This window comes from Streptomyces sp. NPDC044704 (assembly GCF_056433525.1).
On sequence record NZ_JBWKGY010000001.1, the window covers coordinates 437,264 to 456,851 of the forward strand.

Consider the following 19,588-nt stretch of genomic DNA (forward strand, 5'->3'; position numbering starts at 1 on the left):
CGTGCCGGGCCGACCGGTGCACGGGGCCGACGCCCCGGAGCCCGAGCGCAACCCGTCCGAGCGCAGCGAGGTCCCGCCGCCGGAACCGTTCACCGCCCTCCTGGAGGACAGCGCCGAGGAGCTGTACGAGCAGGCCCCCTGCGGCTACCTCTCCACCCTGCTCGACGGACGGATCGTCAAGGTCAACGGGCGGCTGCTCGAATGGCTCGGCTACGACCGCGACGAACTGGTGGGCCGCCGCAGCTTCTCCGACCTGCTCACGGTGGGCGGCCGCATCTACCACGAGACCCACTTCGCACCCCTGCTGGCCATGCAGGGCGAGATCAGCGGGATCGCCCTCGAACTCAAGGCCGCCGACGGCAGCCGCATGCCGGTCCTGGTCACCTCGGCCGTCAAGACCGGCAGCGACGGACGGCCGATGCTGATCCGCACCACCGTCTTCGACGCCCGCGAGCGCCGCGCCTACGAGACCGAACTGCTGCGCGCCCGCCAGGAAGCAGACCGGGAGCGCGAGCGGCTGGGGCGCCTGAACGTCATCCTGCAACAGACCCTGCTGCCCCCGGCCCTCGCGAACGTGCCCGGACTGGACGTCGCCGCCCACTACCACGTGGCCTCCGCGGACGAGGTCGGAGGCGACTTCTACGACCTCTTCCCGCTCGCGTCCGACCGCTGGGGCATGTTCCTCGGCGACGTCTGCGGGAAGGGCGCGGGAGCCGCCGCCGTGACCTCCCTGACGCGCTACACCCTGCGCGCGGCGGCCGTCTACGACCCCGACCCGGCGGCGGTGCTCGGCAACCTCAACACGGTCCTCACCCACGAGTACCACCACCACGACCCGCGCTTCTGCACCGTCATCTTCGGACTCCTCACCCCCGACGGAGACCGGGGCGGCTTCCGGATCACCCTGGCGGGCGGCGGCCACCCGCCGGCTCTGCTGCTGCGCGCCGACGGCAGCGCCGCCTACCTGCCCACGCCCGGAGGACAGCTCATCGGGGTCCTGCCGGACCCGCAGATCGCCACCACCACCGTCCACCTGGCACCCGGCGACACCCTCCTCCTCTACACCGACGGCCTGACCGAGGCCCACACCGCCCTGGCGGGCGACCGCTACGGCGACGAGGCCCTCCTCGGCTTCGCCGCCGCCCTGGCCCCGGCCACCGCGGACGAAGCGGTCGGGGCGATCCGGGGCCTGCTCGACGTCTTCGGCGCCGGTGTGGACGACGACACGGCCGTCCTGGCCGTCCACGTACCCCGACCCACCAGTGAAGAGCAGCCGTGAACCAGCTGATCATCCACACGCGCACCACCCCCGCGGGGCCGGTCATCGAACTCGCCGGGGACCTCGACCACCACAGCGCCCCCCGGGTACGGGCCGTGCTGCCCGGCCTCGCACTCGAGGCCGGGCAGCAGCTGGTCATGGACCTGTCCGGCGTGACGTTCTGCGACTCCACCGGCATCACCGTCATGATCGCCGCCCGGAACCACGCCGCCGGGGCGGGCGCGGGCATCGCCCTGGCCGCCGTGCCCGACCGGGTCCACCGGATCTTCCGCATCGTCGGCCTGGACCGGGTGTTCACCACCTACCCCACCGCCCTGGCCGCGGAGGCCGCCTGGCAGCCGCCGGCTCCCTGAGGGCCGTCCGCTCAGGGAGCCGGGTACGGGGCGGCCTTGAGGCGGCGGGCGAGGTGCGCCGTGTTGGCGGCGAGGGTCGCCGTGGTGCCGGCGGTGGCTTCGGGGGTCTTGTCGAGGTCCTGGTAGTCGGTGCCCTGCATGGCCTCCCCGACCCAGTAGGTGACGGCGTTCGGCGCGAGGGAGAAGCCGACGTCGTTGAGGCCCTGGAACAGGTCGGCGCTGACCTTGTGGGCGCCGTCCTCGTTGCCGACCACGCACACCGCCGCGACCTTGCCGTAGGTCAGCATGCGGCCTTCGCCGTCGGTCTCGGAGATCTCCGCGTTCAGGCGTTCCAGGACCCGCTGGGCGATGCTGGAGGCGTGCCCCAGCCAGATCGGTGTCGACAGGAGGAGGATGTCGGCGCCCAGGATCGTGTCCCGGATCTCCGGCCAGGCGTCACCGTCACCCATGTCGGTCTCCACACCGGGCTTCACGTCGTGGTCGGCGATGCGGATGGTCTTCCCCGTCACCCCGTGCTCGGAGAGCGCGGCCATGGCCTGCTCGGCCAGCAGCTGGGAGCTCGACGGAGCGGGGGAGGGGGACAGGGTGCAGACGAGGGCGACGGCGCGCAGCGGGGTGGTTCCGGTGGTGTCCATGGGGTGCGGCTACCCGCGCGCGTCGCTTTGATGTCCCACGTGCCGGGAGGGTCAGGTGCCCGCGGAATGCCCGAGGAAGGTCAGCCGCACCTGGCGCCGCGGATTGTCCCCGTTGGTGTCGACGAGGGTGACGGACTGCCACGTCCCCAGCTGGAGCTCTCCGCCGATCACGGGGAGGGTCGCGTGGGGCGGCACGATCGCGGGCAGGACGTGGTCCCGTCCGTGTCCGGGGGAACCGTGCCGGTGCCGCCAGCGGTCGTCGGCCGGCAGCAGGGTGCGCAAGGCCTCCAGGAGGTCCTCGTCGCTCCCCGCACCGGTCTCGATGACGGCGAGGCCCGCCGTCGCGTGGGGGGTGAAGACGTTCAGGAGTCCGTCCCGGCCCCGGGCGGCCTCGCGGAGGAAGGACGCGCAGACCTCGGTCAGGTCGAGGACGGTTTCCCCGGCCCCGGTGGTCACGTCGACGGTGCGCGAAACGAAGGTGTCGGCCATGGATCCATCCTCGGGCCACGGGTCCGTACGGGTACGCAGCCGCGCCCGGTGTCGGCGGTCTACGTCGTGGTCGCCCACGGGGGCGGGGCCGCGAGATCGGTCCAGGCGGCCAGGGCGTCGCCGTCGACGCAGAGTATCCCGCACGCGGCGGCGTACTCCGCGGCGGGCGCGGTGAAGGAACTGGTGGTGACGACGACCGCGACGTCCGCCTCGTGGACGGCGAAGCAGGTCCCGCCGAACCGCTGGAGGTCCTGCGAGCCGACCCGGTTGTCCTCGGCGTAGTGCTTGCACTGGAGGACGACGCGCAGCCCGTCGGCGGTCGTCGCGACCACGTCGGCGCCCAGGTCGCCCGCGCCGCCGACGACCTCCACCGAGGAGCAGCCGTCCCGTACGCACAGCGCGGCCACCGTGTGCTCGAAGCCGTCGGCGTCGACCGCGGCGTGGTCCAGGGCCTCGGCGCCGACGTCGGGAAGGTCCGCGGGCGGTGTCCGGTACCCGTCCGGGCCGGCCGGAAGCCGGGGGCGGGAGCGGCGCCGGACGGGCGCCACGCCCCATTTCGCCAGGTAGATCCCGACCGCGAGCAGGGCCACCGTGGCGACCGGCGTCACCGGCAGCCCGGTCCCGGCCTCCGCGGCGGTCTTGACGAAGACGGCCAGGCCGCCGGCGCAGATGGCCACCAGCCCCACCGCGAGCACCATGTCGCGGCCCACGGACGCGGGCCCCCGCACGGATCCCCTCACGTTCTCCTCAGGTGTCGTCATACGACGGTCCCCCCTCTTCCGTTCCCGCGCACCAGCAGGGCGCTCTTCCTCGTCTGGCCGCGAAGCCGCGCCTCAAACTCCTTGAACGGGGGACGGAGGAACGGGCCGGGGAGGAGTCAGGGCTGGTCCGGGGGGCCGTCGGGCGTCGCCGCCGCGTCGAGCGGCATGACCACCTCGATGCGTTTGCCCCCCTGGGGCGTCGGCCGGATCGTCACGCTGCGCGTGAGCCGGCGGACCAACGGCCAGCCGAACCCGCCCGCGCGGACCGCGCCGGCGGGCCGGGGGAGCGTGACGGGGCGGTCGCTGCTGGCGTCGGTGATCGCCAGGCGGAGCCCGTCGGCGGAAACGGAGGCACTGAAACCGACGAGCCCGCCCCCGTGCCGGATCGCGTTCGTCACCAGCTCCGAGGTCACGAGCAGCGCGTCGGTCAGGACGTGGTCGGCGGCGGTGGAGCCGTCAGGCACGATCCCGGAGGTCTCGATGAGCGACCGCACACGGTCCCGCGCCTGCATCGCGTTCTGCGGGACCGGGTGCACCGGCCGGCCATGTTCGGGCGGCACCGTTCACCTCCTCGTCGGACTCGTCACGGGCGGACCGTGTCCGTCTGCCCCGCTCCGGCCGCGGCAATCGCAGAGGCAAACGTCTTCGTCGTCCTCGTCGGTCGGGACACGGCTCAGCGCCGCCGCGGCGGGAGCGCCATGACCGTGGCCTCGGTCACACCGGGAGCGGTGGCGAACGCCCGGCCCGCGCCCGTGACCTCCAGCAGCCGTGCCAGCCGGTCCGGCACCTCGCCCGCCAGTACCACCGGCCGGTTCAGGGCGGGTTGCAGCATGATGCTGAGCGCGGTCGAGTCCACGAAGGTCACGCCGGAGACGTCCAGGACGAACCGGTCGATGCCGGTGACCTCCGGATCCATCGCCGTGCGCAGTTCCCCCACGGTGTCCATGTCGAACTCGCCCGCCATCACGACGATCCGCACGCTCCCGGCGGACCGCGTCTCGACGTAGTTGCGGGCGTCGCCGCTGTGCGTGTCCATGTTCCCCACTTCCTCTCCAGTGTTGTCAGAATGCCCGGGGCAGTTTCACCACGGTGACGAAGAAGTCGTCGATCTGCTGGATCGCCCGGATGAACTGGTCGAGGTCCACCGGCTTCGTCACGTACGCGTTGGCGTGCAGCTTGTAGCTCCGCAGGATGTCCTCCTCGGCCGCCGAGGTGGTGAGGACGACCACGGGGATGTGGCTCAGATCCGGATCCGTCTTGATCTGTTCGAGCACCTGCCGGCCGTCGTACTTGGGCAGGTTCAGGTCCAGGAGGATCAGGTCGGGACGCGGCGCGGCGGTGTGTTCCCCCCGACGGTAGAGGAAGTCCAGCGCTTCCAGACCGTCCCGTACGACGTGCAGCACGTTGCCGATCTTGTTGTCCTCGAACGCCTCGCGGGTCATGAGCTCGTCACCCGCGTCGTCCTCGACGAGCAGGATCTCCGCGGGGGCGGGCCGGGTGGGCATGGTCATCGGCTGGTTCCTCCGTCGGCTGCGGGCAGGGTGAACACGATCCGGGTGCCCGGGGCGTGGTCGGTGTCGATCCGGATGCGGCCCCCGGCATTCTCGACGATCTTCTTGCAGAGCGAGAGGCCGATCCCGGTGCCCCCGTACGCCTCGCGGCCGTGCAGCCGCTGGAAGATGACGAACACCTTCTCCGCGAACTCGGCGGGAATGCCGATGCCGTTGTCCGTGACGGCGAAGGCGTGGAAGCCGGGCTCGGCCGCGTCCCCGCCCAGCTGCTCGACCTCGACGCGCGGAGTGCGTCCGGGCGAGCGGAACTTCACGGCGTTCGCGACCAGGTTCTGCCAGAGCATCGTCAGCAGTGTCGGATCGCCCAGCACCTCGGGGAGCCGCTCCGGGCGCGTGACCTCGGCCTCGCTCTCCTCCACCGCGGCGGCCAGGTTGTGCAGGGCCCGGTCCAGCGGGCCGTCCAGGGCGACCGGCTCGCGCGCGTCCTGGACGCGGCCCACCCGGGAGAAGGTCAGCAGGTCGTTGATCAGCACCTGCATCCGCTTGGCACCGTCGACGGCGAACGCGATGTACTGGGTGCCGCGCTCGTCGAGCTGGTCCCCGTACCGCTTCTCCAGCAGCTGGCAGAACGAGGCGACCTTGCGCAGCGGCTCCTGGAGGTCGTGCGAGGCCACGTACGCGAACTGCTCCAACTCGGCGTTCGAGCGGCGCAGCTCACCCGCCTGCGCGTCGAGTGCCGCGGCCGTGCGCTTCAGCTCGTCGGCGTTGCGCCGCGAAGCCGTCAGCTCCGCGACCGTCCGCCGGCGCATGGCCTCCACCGCCCGGGCGAGCGAGCGCAGGTCGGACGGCCCGCGCTCGGGTATCTCCTCGTCGAAGGCCCCGTCCGCGACCCGCTGGGACGCCGTCCGTACCGAGCCGAGCGGCCGCAGGACGCCCACGTGGAGCAGGATCCCGAGGCAGGCGCCCGCCAGCAGGAAGGCCACGACGATCGCCAGGAGGACGTGGTCGCGTTCCGAACGCGCCTGCCCGAACGTGCTGCGGGCATCGGTCTGGACGCGCTCCAGCCGCGACTGCTGCGCCTCGATCCGCCGGCGCACCTCGTCGAACTTCTCCTTGCCCGCCTGGACCGAGGGCGGGGCGCCGCCGCCGCGCACCGACGCGACGGCCGGGGTCGCGAACTCGTCCCGCCAGACGCGCGCGGCGTCCTCGACGGCCAGCAGGTCGCTCTGCACGCCCTGGTCGTCGGCGAGGACCCGCGACAGCTGCCGCACCGCGCCGACCTCGCTGACCAGGCCGCGCTCGTACGGCTCCAGGAGCGCCGGATCCCCGGCCAGCAGGTAGCCGCGCACTCCCGTCTCCTGGTCCAGCAGGGCCGCCTCCAGCCGCAGCGCGTCCCGCTGGGCCGGGAGGATCCCGTCGACGAGCCGGTCTCCCGCCTCGGTGGTGTTCGACAGCAGGGCGGCGCCCACCGCGCCGGTGCCGAGGACCATGAGGGCCAGCACGGCGAGGACCGCCGTGAGCCAGGCCCGCAGGCTCGGTCCCCGACGGCCGGACCCGGTGCGCGGGGCGGCGGGAGGGGGCGCTGTCCGGTCCGTGGTGCTCACGAGGAGGATTTCCATTCGAGGTGGAGTACGGCGACGTCGTCGGCCAGCCCGCCCCAGTCCGAGGCCAGGTCCTGCGCCGCGTGGATCAGGGTGTCGACGAACGGATCGGCGGACAGACCGGCGTGCCGGCGGGCGATGTCGAGGAGGCCCGTCTCGTCGAGGCGTTCGGAGCCTGGTCCGACCCGGCCCTCGATCAGCCCGTCGGTGAAGAGCATGACGGCGCCGTCCGGCTCCAGGGCCACCTCGGTGACGGGCCAGTCCGCGCCCCAGCCGGGCATGATGCCGAGCGCGGGTCCCCCGGGGACCTCCACCAGGTCCACCCCCGCCGCGGACCGGACGAGGAAGCCGGGGTGCCCGGCGCGCTGTACGGATATCGCGTCGCTGTCCGGGGGCCGGGTGACGGCGATGAGGGTGGCGAAGGTCTCGGGTCCGGAGCGCTCCGCGAGGAGGATCTCCTCCAGGAGCCCCAGCAGGGTCTCGCCGCGTGCGCCGGCCATGACGAAGGCCCGCCACGCCACGCGCAGGCACACCCCGAGGGCCGCCTCGCCCGGCCCGTGCCCCGACACGTCGCCCACGACGGCGTGCGTGGCCCCGTCCCGGGTCTGCACGACGTCGTAGAAGTCTCCGCCGAGGAGCGCCTGGGCGCGGCCCGGCCGGTACCGGGCGCACACCGTGACCGTCTCGTCCAGCAGGAGCGGCGTCGGCAGCAGGCCCCGCTCCAGGCGGGCGTTCTCCTCGGCGCGCAGCTTGCCCGCCTCCAGGGCGACGGCGGCGAGCTCGGTCCGCTTGCGCTGGATCGCGTAGCGGATGGCCCGCATGAAGACGTCCGCCTCCAGCCGCCCCTTGACCAGGTAGTCCTGGGCCCCCGCCGCCACGGCGGCGAGCCCCGCCTGCTCCTCCGAGAGCCCGGTGAGGACGACCACGGCGGCTTCGGCGCACGCGGCCAGCACCTTGGTCAGCCCGTCGAGCCCCTGCGCGTCGGGGAGGTGCAGGTCGAGCAGGACGCACTGGGGCGGTTCGGCGTCGAGCCGCGACAGGGCGTCCGCGAGGGAGCGGGCGCGGCCGAGACGGACGTCGACCCCGCTGTCCTCCACCAGCGCTTCGACGAGGAGCGCGTCGCCCTCGTCGTCCTCGATGAGCAGGACGTACGGCGGAAGGCCGCTCCACAGGGCGTGGGACGGGTCGCGTTCGACGGCAGAGGCCTGCCGTGGTGTGCGGCCGGCGGGGTGAGGCGGCCCCAGGCCGAGCGTGCTCCCCATGGCGTCGCGTGTCCCCTCTCACCACGGAGCGCGGACGCCCGGGGGACGCCCGGTTGCGTCGGAGGTGAGCTTAGAATGATCATTTGCCGTTAGGCAATATTTGAACCGGTCAATTATCCTGCGCGCCGTCCCCGGGCCCTTCTGCCCCGGCCCGGCCGTGCCAGTCCAGGCAGACCACCATGGCGTCGTCCGAGGCCCGGACCTCGCCCCGGTGTCCGGCGAGCTCCTCCAGGACCGCCTGGGGCACCTGCGCGGGCGGCAGCAGCCGGGTGTTCGTGATGGCCCGGGCCAGTGCGCGCCGGCTGTACGGTTCCCCGCCGGGGGAGAGGACGTCGTAGACCCCGTCGCTCAGGAAGAACAGCCGGTCGCCGGGCAGTACCCGGAAGCGCTGGCAGGCGTAGACGGTGTCCTCGAACATGCCGAGCGGGAGCTGGGCCTCCAGCTCCACGGCCTCCACCGCACCCTGCCGGAGCCGCCAGATCCGGGGCGATCCCGCGTCGATGACCTCCACCTCGCCGGTGCGCAGGCAGAAGCGGAGCAGCAGCATCGCCAGGTGCAGGCGCCCCTGGTACTGGCCGTAGACGGCCTGGTCCGCCAGCGAGGCCTGGTCGACGAGGGAGAGACCGCCCCGGCGGGCGTTGCGCAGGGCACTGACGGCGAGGCTGGTCAGCAGGGCCGCGTCGATCCCCTCGCCCATCCCGTTGTTGACGGTCAGCGTGAGGTGCTCGGCGGAGGCCGACCAGTCGAAGCTGTCCCCGTAGATGGCGTAGGCGGGCTCCAGGTGGCCGCCGAGCGCGTACTCGGGCCGGGTACAGGAACGGCCCGGCAGGAGCTCCCACTGCATCTCCGCGGCGAGCGTGAGCCGGGTGGCCCGCCGCGCCCGGAGGAACAGGTCGGTGTCCCGGTCGGCGACGAGGATCGCGTGCGCCAGGGCGTCGGCCACCTCCCGCAGCTCCCCGAGGAGCCCGGGCGCGTACGCGTCCGCCGGGAAGTCCACGCTCAGCACCGCCAGCCGGTCCCCGCGCACGCTCACCGGCAGGTGGACGGTCACCTCGGATCCCCGGGCGACCACGTGGGCCTCCTGCGAGCCGAAGGCCCGGCCCGCGGCACTGGTGCGCACCGGCACCGGCTCGGCGCCGTCCGCGGCCCCCGTGACCGGCCGGAGGCTGTCCAGGGCGTAGTCGGCCATCAGCAGTTCGGCGGCGTGCGCGCCGTACCGGCGGTACAGGACCTGCCGTACCTCGTCGAAGAGTTCGTGCGGCGCGGCATGCCGCAGAATGTGCTCCACTGCCTCGGGTCGTGCCACCGGCTCGGGTCCTGCCTCTCTCGGAACTGTTTAGATGGGGGTGCCACGAAGCCGCCGGGTCCGCCGGGGGACGGGCACCTCGTCCGTCCGGTAGGGAGTGTCACATGAGCCAGGGGCCGATCCACTCCCCCCGCGCCACGACGGCGGTCGCCGGGATGAGCGATCTCATCGAACTGCTGGAGATCGTCTGGGAGCGGGGCCGCGAGACGGTCTCCGCCCCGCCCGTCTCCTCCGCCCAGGCCAGGGTCCTCTTCCTCATCGAGCGGAACGAGGAGATGAACCTGCGGATGCTCGGAGAGCTGCTGGGGGCGGCTCCGCCGTCGGTGACCCGGCTGTGCGACCGCCTCCAGGCCGCCGGGTTCCTGGAGCGGCGCACGCGGCCCGACGACCGCCGCGAACTGCGGCTGGAGCTGACGCCGGCGGGCCGCAAGTACCTCGGACAGCTGCGGGCGCGCCGGGAAGAGGCCCTGACCGAAGCGATGGCCGCCATGCCGGCCGCGTCCCGGGCCGCCCTCGCCGTCGGACTGACCGACTTCCGCACGGCCGTCGCCGGCCCGCTGCGGCTGCCGTCCCCGGACGGCCTGGCGGCCCGGACCGCCTGAGCGGCGGTTCAGCCGGCGGTGCGCAGGCCCCGCGTGTGCTCCCGCACCTGAGCCGGTGTCAGGTAGCTGTCGGTCTGCTCGAACTCCCGCAGCGTGGGCGGCTTCGCGGACTGGAAGCCCGTGCGTACGAAGTCGTCCCCGGCGACGGCGTTGAGCAGCCAGTTCGTCATGACCCGCGTCTTGGCCACGTTCGTGCGCAGCGCCGACCAGTGGTACCCGCGGGCCACCGCCTGGGCGGGGAGGCCGCGCAGCGGGATGCCCAGCGGCTTGGACACGGCGTCGGTGCCCCCGAGGTCGACCACCAGACCGAGGTCCTTGTGCACGTACGGGCGCAGCGGCCGGTGCCGCAGCGAGGCGATCACGTTGTCGGCCAGCGTGCGGCCCTGCCGCAGGGCGTGCTGCGCCGTGGGCGGGCAGATCGCACCGCTCCCGCCCTGGGCGAGGTCCGGTACCGCCGCCGCGTCCCCGAGGGCGAAGACGCCGGGCGCGTCCGGCACCGTCATCTCCGGGGTCACCACCAGGCGCCCCCGTTCGGTCTCCGCGTCCATCGTGCCGATCAGCGGACTCGCGGCCACGCCGGCGGTCCAGATGAGGGTCCGGCTGGGCAGGACGCGCCCGTCGGTCAGCGTCACCTCCTCGGGCCCCGCCTTGGCGACGCTCACCCCCAGCGACACCTGGATGCCGCGGCGGCGCATGATGTCCAGGGCCGTGCGCCCCAGCGAGTCCCCGAGTTCGGGCATCAGCTTGGGCGCCATGTCCAGGAGGTGCCAGCTGATCTGGCGGCGGTCCAGCCTCGGGTAGCGCTTCACCGCGTGGTCGGTCAGGCGCTGGAGGCACGCCGCCGTCTCGGTGCCCGCGTACCCGCCGCCGACCACGACGAAGCACAGCCGGGCGGCCCGCTCCGCCTCGTCCTGGCTCGCGTCCGCCAGGTCGAGCTGCGCGATGACGTGGTCGCGCAGGTACGCGGCCTCGGCGAGGGTCTTCATGCCCCGGGCGTGCTCCAGCAGCCCGGGGACGTCGAAGGTGCGCGTGACGCTGCCGGGCGCCAGCACGAGGTGGTCGTACGCGTGGTCGGTCACCTCACCGGTGATCTTGCGGACGATGCAGACCTTGGCCTTGGTGTCGACGCCGATCGCCGCCCCGGGCACGATCCGGGTCCGGTGCCGGCTGCTGCGGCGCAGGGAGACGGCGATGGACTGCGGCGTCAGGACACCGGAGGCCACCTGGGGGAGCAGGGGCAGGTACAGCTGGTAGGAGTTCGGTGTGACCACGGAGATGTCGGCCTCGCCGGGGGACAGCCTGCGCTCCAGACGGCGTACGCACTCCACTCCGGCGAAGCCTGCGCCCACCACGAGGATCCTCGGTCGTGTCACGGTTTCCGTCCTTTCTCGGGGCCGCCACGTCACCTGCCCCCCTGCCCAGTCCGGCGGGTTTCAGCTGCCGGGCCGCACCACGAACGCCACGGCGTCCACCGGCCCGCTGCGGCGGAAGCGCAGGACGAACGGGACGGTGTCCCCCTCCCGCAGGCGGCCCTTCACCGTCATCAGCACGTCCACGGAGTTCGGCGTCATGGTCACGGTGCGGCCCGCCGGGACGGTCACCGACGGCACCGTGCGCGTCGTACCGGCACCCCCGCCGGCCCGCACGTGCCGGTTCAGCACGAGGTCCTCGGCGGCCGGGGAGCTGACGGAGACCAACTGGTCTTCGGCGCCGCCGGTGTTCGTGATCCGGAAGAACGCGGTGGTGCGCCCCCCGTCCGCGGCGGGGAGGAGGAGGTGCGCGACGCCGGGCTCGATCCGGGGCGGACTGCCCGCGGCCCCCGTCGTGGTCCAGGCCGTCAGGCCGACCAGAGCCGCCAGACAGGCCAGTGCGGGGACGAGCGCGGCCGTCACCCCGTCGCGCAGGCGCCCGCGGCCGGCGCGCCACCCGTCCGCGGTCGGTGACGCCGCCGTTGCCCCTGTCGTGGTGGGCGCGGGGGAACCGGTCATCGTCCGAAGTCCTTTCGTACGGGGGCGGCGAGGCGTTTCGGGGCCGGCTGCCAGGTGCGCAGGCGCAGGCTGTTGGCGACGACGAGGACCGAACTGGCGGACATCGCCGCGGCGGCGACCATCGGGTTCAGCCACCCCACGGCGGCCAGCGGGAGGGTGACCGCGTTGTAGCCGAACGCCCAGACGAGGTTGAGGCGGATCGTCGCCAGCGTGCGGCGGGCGAGGCGGACCGCGTCGGAGACCGCCTCGATGTCGCCCCGCACCAGCGTCACGTCGGCGGCCCCGATCGCCACGTCCGTACCGCTGCCCATCGCGATACCGAGGTCGGCGTCGGCCAGGGCCGCGGCGTCGTTGACCCCGTCCCCGATGACGGCGACCCGGCGGCCCCCGTCCTTCAACTCCCGTACCAGCGCCGCCTTGTCCTCGGGCGTGCAGCCCGCCCGCACCCGCGTGATGCCGAGCTCCGAGGCGACGGCCCGGGCGGTCGCCCCGCGGTCGCCGGTGGCCAGGACCGGCTCCACACCCAGTCGCCGCAGCCCGTCCACGGCCCGGTGACTGCCGGGCCGCAGGGCGTCCCCCACTGCGAGGAGGGCCGCGTCGACGCCGTCCACCCGGACCAGGACCGGTGTCAGCGCGGCGGCCTCCGCCTCGGCCAGACCCGCCGCCAGCGCGCCGGACAGACCGTTCCCCGGGGCGCCCACCTCGACCCGCCGGCCTTCGACGACACCGGTGACGCCCGCGCCCGGGGTGGCCCGGAAGCCGGTGACCCCGGGCAGCCGCGCACCGGGCGCCGCCTGCCTCGCGTACGCGACGACGGCCCGGCCCAGCGGGTGCTCGGAGCCCTGCTCCACCGCCCCGGCCAGCCGCACGGCCGCGTCCCGGCCAGTACCGCCGTCGGCCGGGGTCACCCGTACGACGGACATGCGGCCGGTGGTCAGGGTGCCGGTCTTGTCCAGGACGATCACGTCGACGTGCCGCAGGGTCTCCAGCGCCCGCGGCCCCCTGACCAGGATGCCGAGCCCGGCGCCCCGCCCGGTGGCGGCCATGAGCGCGGTGGGGGTGGCCAGGCCCAGGGCGCAGGGGCAGGCGACGACGAGGATCGCCACGGCCGCCGTGACCGCCGACTGCGGATCCGCGCCCGCGCCCAGCCAGAAGCCGAGGACCGTGACGGCCAGGGTGAGGACGACGGGTACGAAGACGCCCGCCACCTTGTCGGCCAGGCGCTGGGCGCGCGCCTTCCCCGCCTGGGCCTCGGCGACCAGGTGCGTGATCCGGGCGAGCCGGGTGTCGGCGCCGACCGCGGTGGCGCGTACGAGCAGCAGCCCTCCCGCGTTGACGGCGCCGCCGACCACCGACCGGCCCGGGCCCACCTCGACGGGATCGCTCTCCCCGGTGACCAGGGAGAGGTCGAGGGCCGAGCTGCCCGAGACCACCACGCCGTCGGTGGCGACCCGTTCACCGGGCCGGACGACGAACTCCTGCCCCGGCACCAGCCGTTCGATCGGCAGCCTGCGTTCCCGGCCGTCCTCCCGCACGGTCACGTCCTTGGCCGCCAGTCCGGCCAGGGAACGCAGCGCGGCGCCGGTGCCGCGCCGGGCCCTCGCCTCCAGGTGGCGTCCGGTCAGGACGAACAGGGGGACGCCGACCGCGGCTTCGAGGTAGACGTGCGCGACGTCGGAGCCCGCCGAGGGCAGGAGCGTGAACGGCATCCGCATGTCCGGCTCGCCCGCACCGCCCAGGAACAGCGCGTACAGGGACCAGCAGAACGACGCGAGGACCCCGAGGGAGACCAGCGTGTCCATGGTCGCCGCCGAGTGCCGCAGCCCGCGTGCCGCCCGCACGTGGAAGGGCCAGGCGCTCCAGGCCACCACGGGGGCGGCGAGTACGAGGCACAGCCACTGCCAGGAACGGAACTGGAGGGCGGGCGCCATCGACAGCACGAGGACCGGCAGGCAGAGCGCGGTGGTGATCAGCAGCCGCCGGGGGTCGGGGGCGTCGTCGTGCGGCGGCGCCGGAGCCGGCGGTGCCGCGGCCGGCTCCGGTACGGAGCCGCCGTCGGCCGGCGCGGCCGGCGGCAGCGGCCGCGCCGTACAGCCGGCGCGCTCGACGGCGGCCACCAGCTCCTCGGCGGTGACCTGCGCCGGGTGACGTACCCGGGCCCGGCCGGTGGCGAGGTTGACGGTGGCCGTCACGCCGTCGAGCCGGGCCAGCCGCTTCTCCACCCGGTTCACGCAGGCCGCACAGGTCATGCCGCCGACGGCCAGGTCGGTCGTCGTCAGGGCGGTCCGCGCCGCGTCCGCGGTGTCCGCCGTCATCGCGCACCCCCGCCCGGGCCCGCCCCGTCGGCGCCGTCCGTCCCGCCGTCCGTCCCGCCGTCCGTCCCGCCGTCCGTCCCGCCGTCCATCCCGCCGTGCGGAACGGAGTCCCCGGGGGAGCCGGTGCGATCCGGGCGCATGCCGGGAGCCACCGGACCGGCGGCCGCGCCGACCCCGTAGGACAGGGCGAACACGGCCGCCAGCAGCAGGACGAACCCGGTCAGGGCCGGTGGCGGCACCCACCGCCGGCTGCTCGTGGACGCCTGGGCTGCGGACAGTTGCTCTTCGGCCATCGACGTTCCCTGGTTCGAGGATGCGAACGCGGAACCCCCACCCGGCGGGCTCCGGGCACGTGGTCGTCGTAGGGCTGCGAAGAGTTCCCGCCGGTGTTCAGCCGGTGCGGCGGCCGCCCCGGGGCCCGGCGGCGGTGTCGACGTGGAACCAGTAGTCACCGGCGGCGAGCGGGCGGACGGCCGGGACCGGAGCGGCTTCGCGGGGCAGCGTGACGGCCCGCGTGTCGCCGGGAGGGACGACGGAGATGGCGGTGTGGTACTGGTTCTGCGGTCGTTCCGGCACGCTGCGCTCCTAGGGGAAACGGATCGGGTGCGGAGCACCCGGCTGTCACTCCGTGTGTCACCCCAGTGTGCGCTCTGTGACTTTCCGTGTCAGTTTGGAGACCTCGACCGCTGACCGCTGGAGCATCAAGGAGCACCCGATGGGCGGCACGCACGACGCGCTCACCGACGGCGCCGTCGACGACGACGCACGGCGACGCGACGACGACGACCTTCCCCTCGATCCCGAAGACGACGGCCGGGATCCCTACGACGCTTCGTGACGCACCCCGATCCGGGTGCCCGGCCGGCGCCGACCACCCGGCCGGGCATCCGCTGCGCCGGGCCGGCGGGGCGCGGAACATTCCGTAAAGGGTGACGGGAACTGTCACCTTTGACGTGCACCGTGGTGACATGCGAACCAACACGGACCCGAACACGAACACGGACGCGAGCCCGAGCACGAGCGCGAGCACGAGCGCGGACACCCAGGACGCCGGGCACGCCCACCGGCCGGGCCCGCTCGCCGGGCGGATCGCCCTCGTCGCCGGTGCGACCCGCGGTGCCGGACGCGCCCTCGCCGTCGAAATCGGCCGCGCCGGCGCCACCGTCTACGTCACCGGCCGCACCACGCGCGAGCACGTCAGCGAGGTCGGCCGGGCCACGGAGACCATCGAGGAGACCGCGGAACTGGTCACGGCGGCCGGTGGCACGGGCATCGCCGTCCCCACCGACCACCTCGACGAGGACCGCGTACGCGCCCTCGTCGAGCGGATCGACCGCGAGCAGGGCCGGCTCGACATCCTCGTCAACGACCTGTGGGGCGGCGAACACCTCCTCTCCGGTTCGGTCTTCGGAAAGAAGAGCTGGGAGACGCCGCTCGCCGACGGCCTGCGCATCCTCGAACTCGGAGTGCGTTCACACGTGATCACCGCGGCCCTCGCCCTGCCGCTCCTGATCCGCTCGGACGCGCCCCTGCACGTGGAGGTCACCGACGGCACGGCCGTCTCCAACCGCCGCTACCGCGAGAACCTCTACTACGACCTCGCCAAGAACGCCCCGATCCGGATCGCCTTCGGGCTGGGCGAGGAGCTCGCCGAGTACGGGGGCACCGCGGTCGCCGTCACGCCGGGCTTCCTGCGCTCGGAGCAGATGCTCGCCCACTTCGGTGTGACCGAGGAGAACTGGCGCGACGCCGTCGCCCAGGAGCCGAGCTTCGGCATCGCCGAGTCCCCGCACTACCTCGCCCGCGCGGTCGCCGCGCTCGCCGCCGACCCGGACCGGGCCGCCCGCTGGAACGGGAAGTCCACCTCCAGCGGGGAGCTCGCCCGGACCTACGACGTCCGGGACGTCGACGGCAGCCGGCCGGACGCCTGGGGGTACTTCGAGGAGGTCGAGTACGGCGGGAAGGACGCCTCACCCGACGACTACCGCTGATCCTCCGGCCCCGCGCCGTACAGGGCGGCCAGGGCCCGCGCGTGCTCGCGGAGGCGGGCCCGCAGGCCCTCCGGGGCCAGGACCTCCGCGTCCGCGCCCAGCCCGGTCAGCTGGCCGAAGGCGACGTCCTCGGACTCCACCGGCAGGTCGAGCGTGACGCGCCCGGCCGCGTCCGGCGCGCTCGCGGAGGCCAGCGCGTCACCGATGCCGGCCGGGTCCGCCACGGCGGGCAGGCGCCGCAGGCCCTGCCCGGTGAGCCGCAGGGTGACGGTCGTGCGCAGCAGCGCCCGGGCGAACCCGGCGGAGTGGGCCTGCCAGTGCGCGGCCAGGTCGAAGGACGGGTCACGGACGAAGGGCACGAAGGCGCCGTCCGCCCCGGGGGCGGGGGCGAGGGCCGTGACGCGGTCGACGCGGTAGGTGCGCCAGGCACCGGCGCCGGTCCCGTCCGCCCCCTCGCCCGGGACCCGGCCCACGACGTACCAGACCCCCGCCTTCAGGACGAGCCCGTACGGCTCCACCTGCCGGGTCACCGTGCGGGGCGGCGCGCCGTCGTCCCGGGCCGGCCGCGCGTACGTCAGCTCGACGGTGCGGTCCGACCACACGGCGCGGGCCAGCTCGGGCAGCAGTTCCGGCGCCGACGGCTCGCGGAACCAGGCCGGGGCGTCGAGGTGGAAACGGCGCGCCGACGACTCGGCCGCCGCGCGCAGGGACGGCAGCATGGTGGCCGCCAGCTTCAGCCGGGCCGTGCCCGCCGCGTCCGAGAGGCCGAGGTCGCGCAGGGCGCCGGGCAGCCCGGACAGGTAGAGCGTCTCCGCCTCGCTGGGGTGGAGCGTGGTCAGCCGGGTCCGGTGGCCCGGTGCCAGGTGGTAGCCGCCCGTGCGGCCGAGCTCCGACCGGATGGGGACGCCCGCCTCCTGAAGGGCCTGGGCGTCGCGGATCACGGTGCGCTCGGAGACCTCCAGCTCGCGGGCGAGCGCGGCGGCGGTCAGGCCGGGGCTCGACTGGACGAGGAGGGCCATGCGGATCAGGCGGGCGGCGCGCATGACCTCATGATCGTGGATCCGGCGCCCCTCCGGCGCCCGGGCGGAAGCCGGCGAACAGCCGGGAGCCGGCGAACTGCCGGGAGCCGGCGCCCGGGCGGAACCGCTCCGCGCCGGCGCTCAGAACGTCCACCGCGTGTGGGAGTAGACCCCGTCGTCCCGGCCGAAGCCGTACGCCGTGGCCGGGGCCACCGCGAACACCACCGCCTCCCCCCGCCGGAACGAGTCCCCCATCCCGTGGAAGGTGCCCTCGGGCGAGGTGATGTGCGCCCCGTACTTCGTCTCGTACGCCGCGATCACCTCCTCCAGCAACGCCCGGTCGGCGACCTCCTCCGCCTCGCCCTCGACCACGAGGTCGAGGCCCTCGGTGAGGGAGTTCCCGCCCGTGGTCAGCGCGCAGTGCCCGTCGTGGGCGAGGTTGCGCGCCTTCTGCTCCGTCTTGCCGGTGGAGAAGTACAGGACGCCGTCGTGCCAGGCGGCGATCACGGGAGTGACGTGCAGCCGGCCGTCGGGCCGCACCGTGGACACCCAGAAGATCTCGGCGGCGTCCAGCTGCCGCAGGGCCTCGGCCCAGTCGGTGGCGGTGACCTCCTCGGCACCCGGGCGGGGGTTGAGCGCCGAGCTGTAGCGGGCGTCGAGCTCGGCCGTGGGCTGCTGGGCGGATCCGTGCGTCTGCATGGCGGATCTCCTTCCTCTCTCCATGGTGACCGGCCCGGGGCGCCGGACTCATCGGCGAAGCGGGCACGGTTCAGCGGCGGTGGATCCGGTCGACGCCGTACCACTTCGACATGCAGGCGGCGACCCAGTCCCGGTCGTAGGTCCGCGTGAAGAACGGCTCGGCGAGCGATCCGATGTACAGGGGCCGGTAGCCCACGTCCGTGGCCCCCCGCGCGGCCTCGGCGCGGATGCGGGAGTTCTGGGCGTCCCACGCCACGGAACGGGTGACCGTCTCGGTCGTGAGCCGCTGGACGTTCGGGACGAGCGCGGCCACCGACGCCAGCGTCAGGCAGCCTGCCGCCACGGCGCAGGTCACCAGGACCGCGCCGGCGGGGCGCCGGTCCGCGAGCCATCGCCCGCCCCGCGCCCCGAGCAGCGCCCCGTAGCCGCAGAGCGCCAGCAACATCGGCACGAGGAAGCTCGTCCACGTACGCGCGTACGTCCACCCGCCCGGGCCGTATCCGCTGCGCAGGCCCACCGCCACCGCGAACGAGCCCAGCACCACCACGGGCACCGGGAGCAGCAGCAGGGCGGTCAGCGCCTTGCGCGGGACGGCCCGGCGCGGCTCCCGGTGCCCGCGCGAGGGTCCGCGGAGCCCGCACGCCAGGCCCAGCAGCACACCGACGGCGGCGGCTCCGAGGTAGGCCCACTGGCCGGTGACGGAGTCCCACATGTGCAGCCAGTCCTCGAAGGTGCCCTTGAGTTCGCCCGCGGAGAGCAGCGACTCCTTGTCCGGCTGCTGGGCCCGGCGCCACCGGGCGCCGGGGGAGCTGTACAGCACGGCCAGACCGCAGACGAGACCGGAGCACCAGAGCAGGCACCAGGTGAACGGACGCCGGTCGCGCGCCAGACCGAGGCGGGGCAGGCACAGCAGCCCGACCAGGGCGGCGAGCAGCCCGCTGACGAGCGCGAACGGCTCGCTCAGGGTGCCTAGCGCGAATGCGATCAGGAACGCCGAGACGAGGCCGGCCCGGCGGACGACGGCACGCGGATCGTTCACCGTCCGCACGGCCAGCAGCAGCGCCCACACGCCGATGACGCTCGGGACGGTGTGGGAGATCGTGGCGGGGGCCCACAGCAGTACCTGGTAGCTGCGGGTCCCCGCGAAGTAGAGCAGCGCCTGGATGACGAGGGCGCAGGCGGTCAGGACCAGCACCCGGGGCCGGCCGCCCAGGAAACGGACGAAGTGACGGCCCAGCAGGACCAGTCCGACGGTGAAGGCCACGGCGATGACCGTCGGCAGCACCTTCGTCCCGGCCGGTCCCTCGCCGTAGACGACACCGCTGAGGAAGGCGTTCGCGATCCGGCCGTTCTGGGTCAGGTAGAAATCGGAGGTGATGCCGAGGACCCCCAGGTCACGGGTCTTCCACGCGGCGCACCAGTCGTCCGACGTGGGACGTACGTAGAGGCCGAGGAAGCATCCGACGGCGACCAGGGCGCCGGCCGCCGCGACGAGCACCGCCCCGGCCGCGGGCAGGATCCCGCCCAGGAGGGGGCGGCGGACGGTTCCCCGGCCCACCGCGGAAGGAGGGGGCTGGACGTCCTCGCCCCCGTCCGCAGCAGTGCTCATTCACCACCCCTTCGCAGCGGGGCCCGGCCGGGAGGGACGGAGGGCGCGCCCCCGTCGGCCGCGGTGACCGCACGGGCCCGCGAACACCCATGATGTGCACGGCTCCCCGCCCCCGGCATCCCGGGTGGGCCAGGCCGGGTACGCGCCCTCCCGCCCCTGCGGACCGCC

At 74.2% G+C, this 19,588-nt stretch carries 22 protein-coding genes; 5 read left to right on the plus strand and 17 right to left on the minus strand.

All coding sequences use genetic code 11. The annotated features are described in order from the left end of the window. The first annotated feature begins 1 nt into the window (after nucleotide 1). Entirely contained in the window at nucleotides 2-1,279 is a 1,278-nt protein-coding gene (locus tag AC07B0_RS01970) for a PP2C family protein-serine/threonine phosphatase (RefSeq protein WP_469378787.1), read from the plus strand. Then, nucleotides 1,276-1,632 carry an STAS domain-containing protein gene (locus AC07B0_RS01975; protein ID WP_356878149.1) on the plus strand — a complete coding sequence of 119 codons (357 nt, stop codon included), beginning with the start codon at nucleotides 1,276-1,278 and terminating at the stop codon, nucleotides 1,630-1,632. Before AC07B0_RS01970 ends, AC07B0_RS01975 begins: the two co-directional genes overlap by 4 nt. A gap of 11 nt (nucleotides 1,633-1,643) precedes the next feature. Here AC07B0_RS01975 and AC07B0_RS01980 read toward each other — a convergent pair whose 3' ends face one another. From AC07B0_RS01980 to AC07B0_RS02020, 9 genes are all read right to left on the minus strand, one after another. Beyond that, the gene (locus tag AC07B0_RS01980) at nucleotides 1,644-2,267 is read right to left on the minus strand and encodes a flavodoxin family protein (protein WP_356878150.1); all 624 of its coding nucleotides are present in this window, start codon (nucleotides 2,265-2,267) and stop codon (nucleotides 1,644-1,646) included. Between the two features lie 51 nt (nucleotides 2,268-2,318). Beyond that, the gene (locus AC07B0_RS01985) at nucleotides 2,319-2,756 is read right to left on the minus strand and encodes a YjbQ family protein (protein WP_356878151.1); all 438 of its coding nucleotides are present in this window, start codon (nucleotides 2,754-2,756) and stop codon (nucleotides 2,319-2,321) included. 59 nt (nucleotides 2,757-2,815) lie between these two features. Then, on the minus strand, nucleotides 2,816-3,517 hold the full coding sequence (locus tag AC07B0_RS01990; protein WP_478896221.1) for a restriction endonuclease: 702 nt from the start codon (nucleotides 3,515-3,517) through the stop codon (nucleotides 2,816-2,818). Nucleotides 3,518-3,633: 116 nt separating this feature from the next. After that, nucleotides 3,634-4,077, minus strand: coding sequence for an ATP-binding protein (locus AC07B0_RS01995; RefSeq protein ID WP_478865244.1), 444 nt, complete (start codon nucleotides 4,075-4,077; stop codon nucleotides 3,634-3,636). Between the two features lie 113 nt (nucleotides 4,078-4,190). Then, nucleotides 4,191-4,553: an STAS domain-containing protein gene (locus AC07B0_RS02000; protein WP_356878154.1), complete on the minus strand. Its 363-nt coding sequence runs from the start codon at nucleotides 4,551-4,553 to the stop codon at nucleotides 4,191-4,193. Nucleotides 4,554-4,578: 25 nt separating this feature from the next. After that, nucleotides 4,579-5,022, minus strand: coding sequence for a response regulator (locus tag AC07B0_RS02005; RefSeq protein ID WP_356878172.1), 444 nt, complete (start codon nucleotides 5,020-5,022; stop codon nucleotides 4,579-4,581). 2 nt (nucleotides 5,023-5,024) lie between these two features. Further along, the gene (locus AC07B0_RS02010; protein WP_467292322.1) at nucleotides 5,025-6,632 is read right to left on the minus strand and encodes a sensor histidine kinase; all 1,608 of its coding nucleotides are present in this window, start codon (nucleotides 6,630-6,632) and stop codon (nucleotides 5,025-5,027) included. Next, nucleotides 6,629-7,891: a PP2C family protein-serine/threonine phosphatase gene (locus AC07B0_RS02015; protein ID WP_478896223.1), complete on the minus strand. Its 1,263-nt coding sequence runs from the start codon at nucleotides 7,889-7,891 to the stop codon at nucleotides 6,629-6,631. The genes AC07B0_RS02010 and AC07B0_RS02015 overlap by 4 nt, the downstream gene beginning before the upstream one ends. A 109-nt stretch (nucleotides 7,892-8,000) precedes the next feature. Continuing rightward, the gene (locus tag AC07B0_RS02020; RefSeq protein ID WP_478865243.1) at nucleotides 8,001-9,197 is read right to left on the minus strand and encodes a PP2C family protein-serine/threonine phosphatase; all 1,197 of its coding nucleotides are present in this window, start codon (nucleotides 9,195-9,197) and stop codon (nucleotides 8,001-8,003) included. Between the two features lie 104 nt (nucleotides 9,198-9,301). On the opposite strand from AC07B0_RS02020, the gene AC07B0_RS02025 reads away from it, so the two are divergent. Next, nucleotides 9,302-9,799, plus strand: a complete 498-nt coding sequence (locus AC07B0_RS02025) for a MarR family winged helix-turn-helix transcriptional regulator (RefSeq protein WP_356878158.1) — start codon at nucleotides 9,302-9,304, stop codon at nucleotides 9,797-9,799. Nucleotides 9,800-9,807: 8 nt separating this feature from the next. On the opposite strand, the gene AC07B0_RS02030 is transcribed toward AC07B0_RS02025, so the two are convergent. The 5 genes from AC07B0_RS02030 to AC07B0_RS02050 form a co-directional block, all read right to left on the minus strand. Further along, nucleotides 9,808-11,172 carry an NAD(P)/FAD-dependent oxidoreductase gene (locus AC07B0_RS02030; protein ID WP_356878159.1) on the minus strand — a complete coding sequence of 455 codons (1,365 nt, stop codon included), beginning with the start codon at nucleotides 11,170-11,172 and terminating at the stop codon, nucleotides 9,808-9,810. 60 nt (nucleotides 11,173-11,232) lie between these two features. Continuing rightward, nucleotides 11,233-11,787 carry a copper chaperone PCu(A)C gene (locus AC07B0_RS02035; RefSeq protein WP_478896225.1) on the minus strand — a complete coding sequence of 185 codons (555 nt, stop codon included), beginning with the start codon at nucleotides 11,785-11,787 and terminating at the stop codon, nucleotides 11,233-11,235. Next, entirely contained in the window at nucleotides 11,784-14,102 is a 2,319-nt protein-coding gene (locus tag AC07B0_RS02040; RefSeq protein WP_478896227.1) for a heavy metal translocating P-type ATPase, read from the minus strand. Before AC07B0_RS02040 ends, AC07B0_RS02035 begins: the two co-directional genes overlap by 4 nt. Further along, a complete protein-coding gene (locus tag AC07B0_RS02045) occupies nucleotides 14,099-14,395 on the minus strand; it encodes a hypothetical protein (RefSeq protein WP_478896229.1) in 297 nt (98 codons plus the stop codon). Before AC07B0_RS02045 ends, AC07B0_RS02040 begins: the two co-directional genes overlap by 4 nt. Before the next feature lie 97 nt (nucleotides 14,396-14,492). After that, the gene (locus AC07B0_RS02050; RefSeq protein ID WP_356878163.1) at nucleotides 14,493-14,678 is read right to left on the minus strand and encodes a hypothetical protein; all 186 of its coding nucleotides are present in this window, start codon (nucleotides 14,676-14,678) and stop codon (nucleotides 14,493-14,495) included. A gap of 94 nt (nucleotides 14,679-14,772) precedes the next feature. Between AC07B0_RS02050 and AC07B0_RS02055 the strand changes: the two genes are divergently transcribed. Together AC07B0_RS02055 and AC07B0_RS02060 are read left to right on the plus strand one after the other, a co-directional pair. Next, a complete protein-coding gene (locus AC07B0_RS02055) occupies nucleotides 14,773-14,940 on the plus strand; it encodes a hypothetical protein (RefSeq protein ID WP_467292337.1) in 168 nt (55 codons plus the stop codon). 130 nt (nucleotides 14,941-15,070) lie between these two features. Next, nucleotides 15,071-16,093: an SDR family oxidoreductase gene (locus tag AC07B0_RS02060; RefSeq protein WP_478896231.1), complete on the plus strand. Its 1,023-nt coding sequence runs from the start codon at nucleotides 15,071-15,073 to the stop codon at nucleotides 16,091-16,093. Here the strand turns inward: AC07B0_RS02060 and AC07B0_RS02065 are convergent. The 3 genes from AC07B0_RS02065 to AC07B0_RS02075 form a co-directional block, all read right to left on the minus strand. Beyond that, nucleotides 16,084-17,136: a helix-turn-helix transcriptional regulator gene (locus tag AC07B0_RS02065; protein WP_478896233.1), complete on the minus strand. Its 1,053-nt coding sequence runs from the start codon at nucleotides 17,134-17,136 to the stop codon at nucleotides 16,084-16,086. The two genes, AC07B0_RS02060 and AC07B0_RS02065, sit on opposite strands and share 10 nt — an antisense overlap. 117 nt (nucleotides 17,137-17,253) lie before the next feature. Further along, entirely contained in the window at nucleotides 17,254-17,811 is a 558-nt protein-coding gene (locus AC07B0_RS02070; protein WP_469378764.1) for a pyridoxamine 5'-phosphate oxidase family protein, read from the minus strand. A gap of 70 nt (nucleotides 17,812-17,881) precedes the next feature. Continuing rightward, on the minus strand, nucleotides 17,882-19,420 hold the full coding sequence (locus tag AC07B0_RS02075) for a DUF6056 family protein (RefSeq protein ID WP_478896235.1): 1,539 nt from the start codon (nucleotides 19,418-19,420) through the stop codon (nucleotides 17,882-17,884). Between the last annotated feature and the right edge of the window lie 168 nt (nucleotides 19,421-19,588).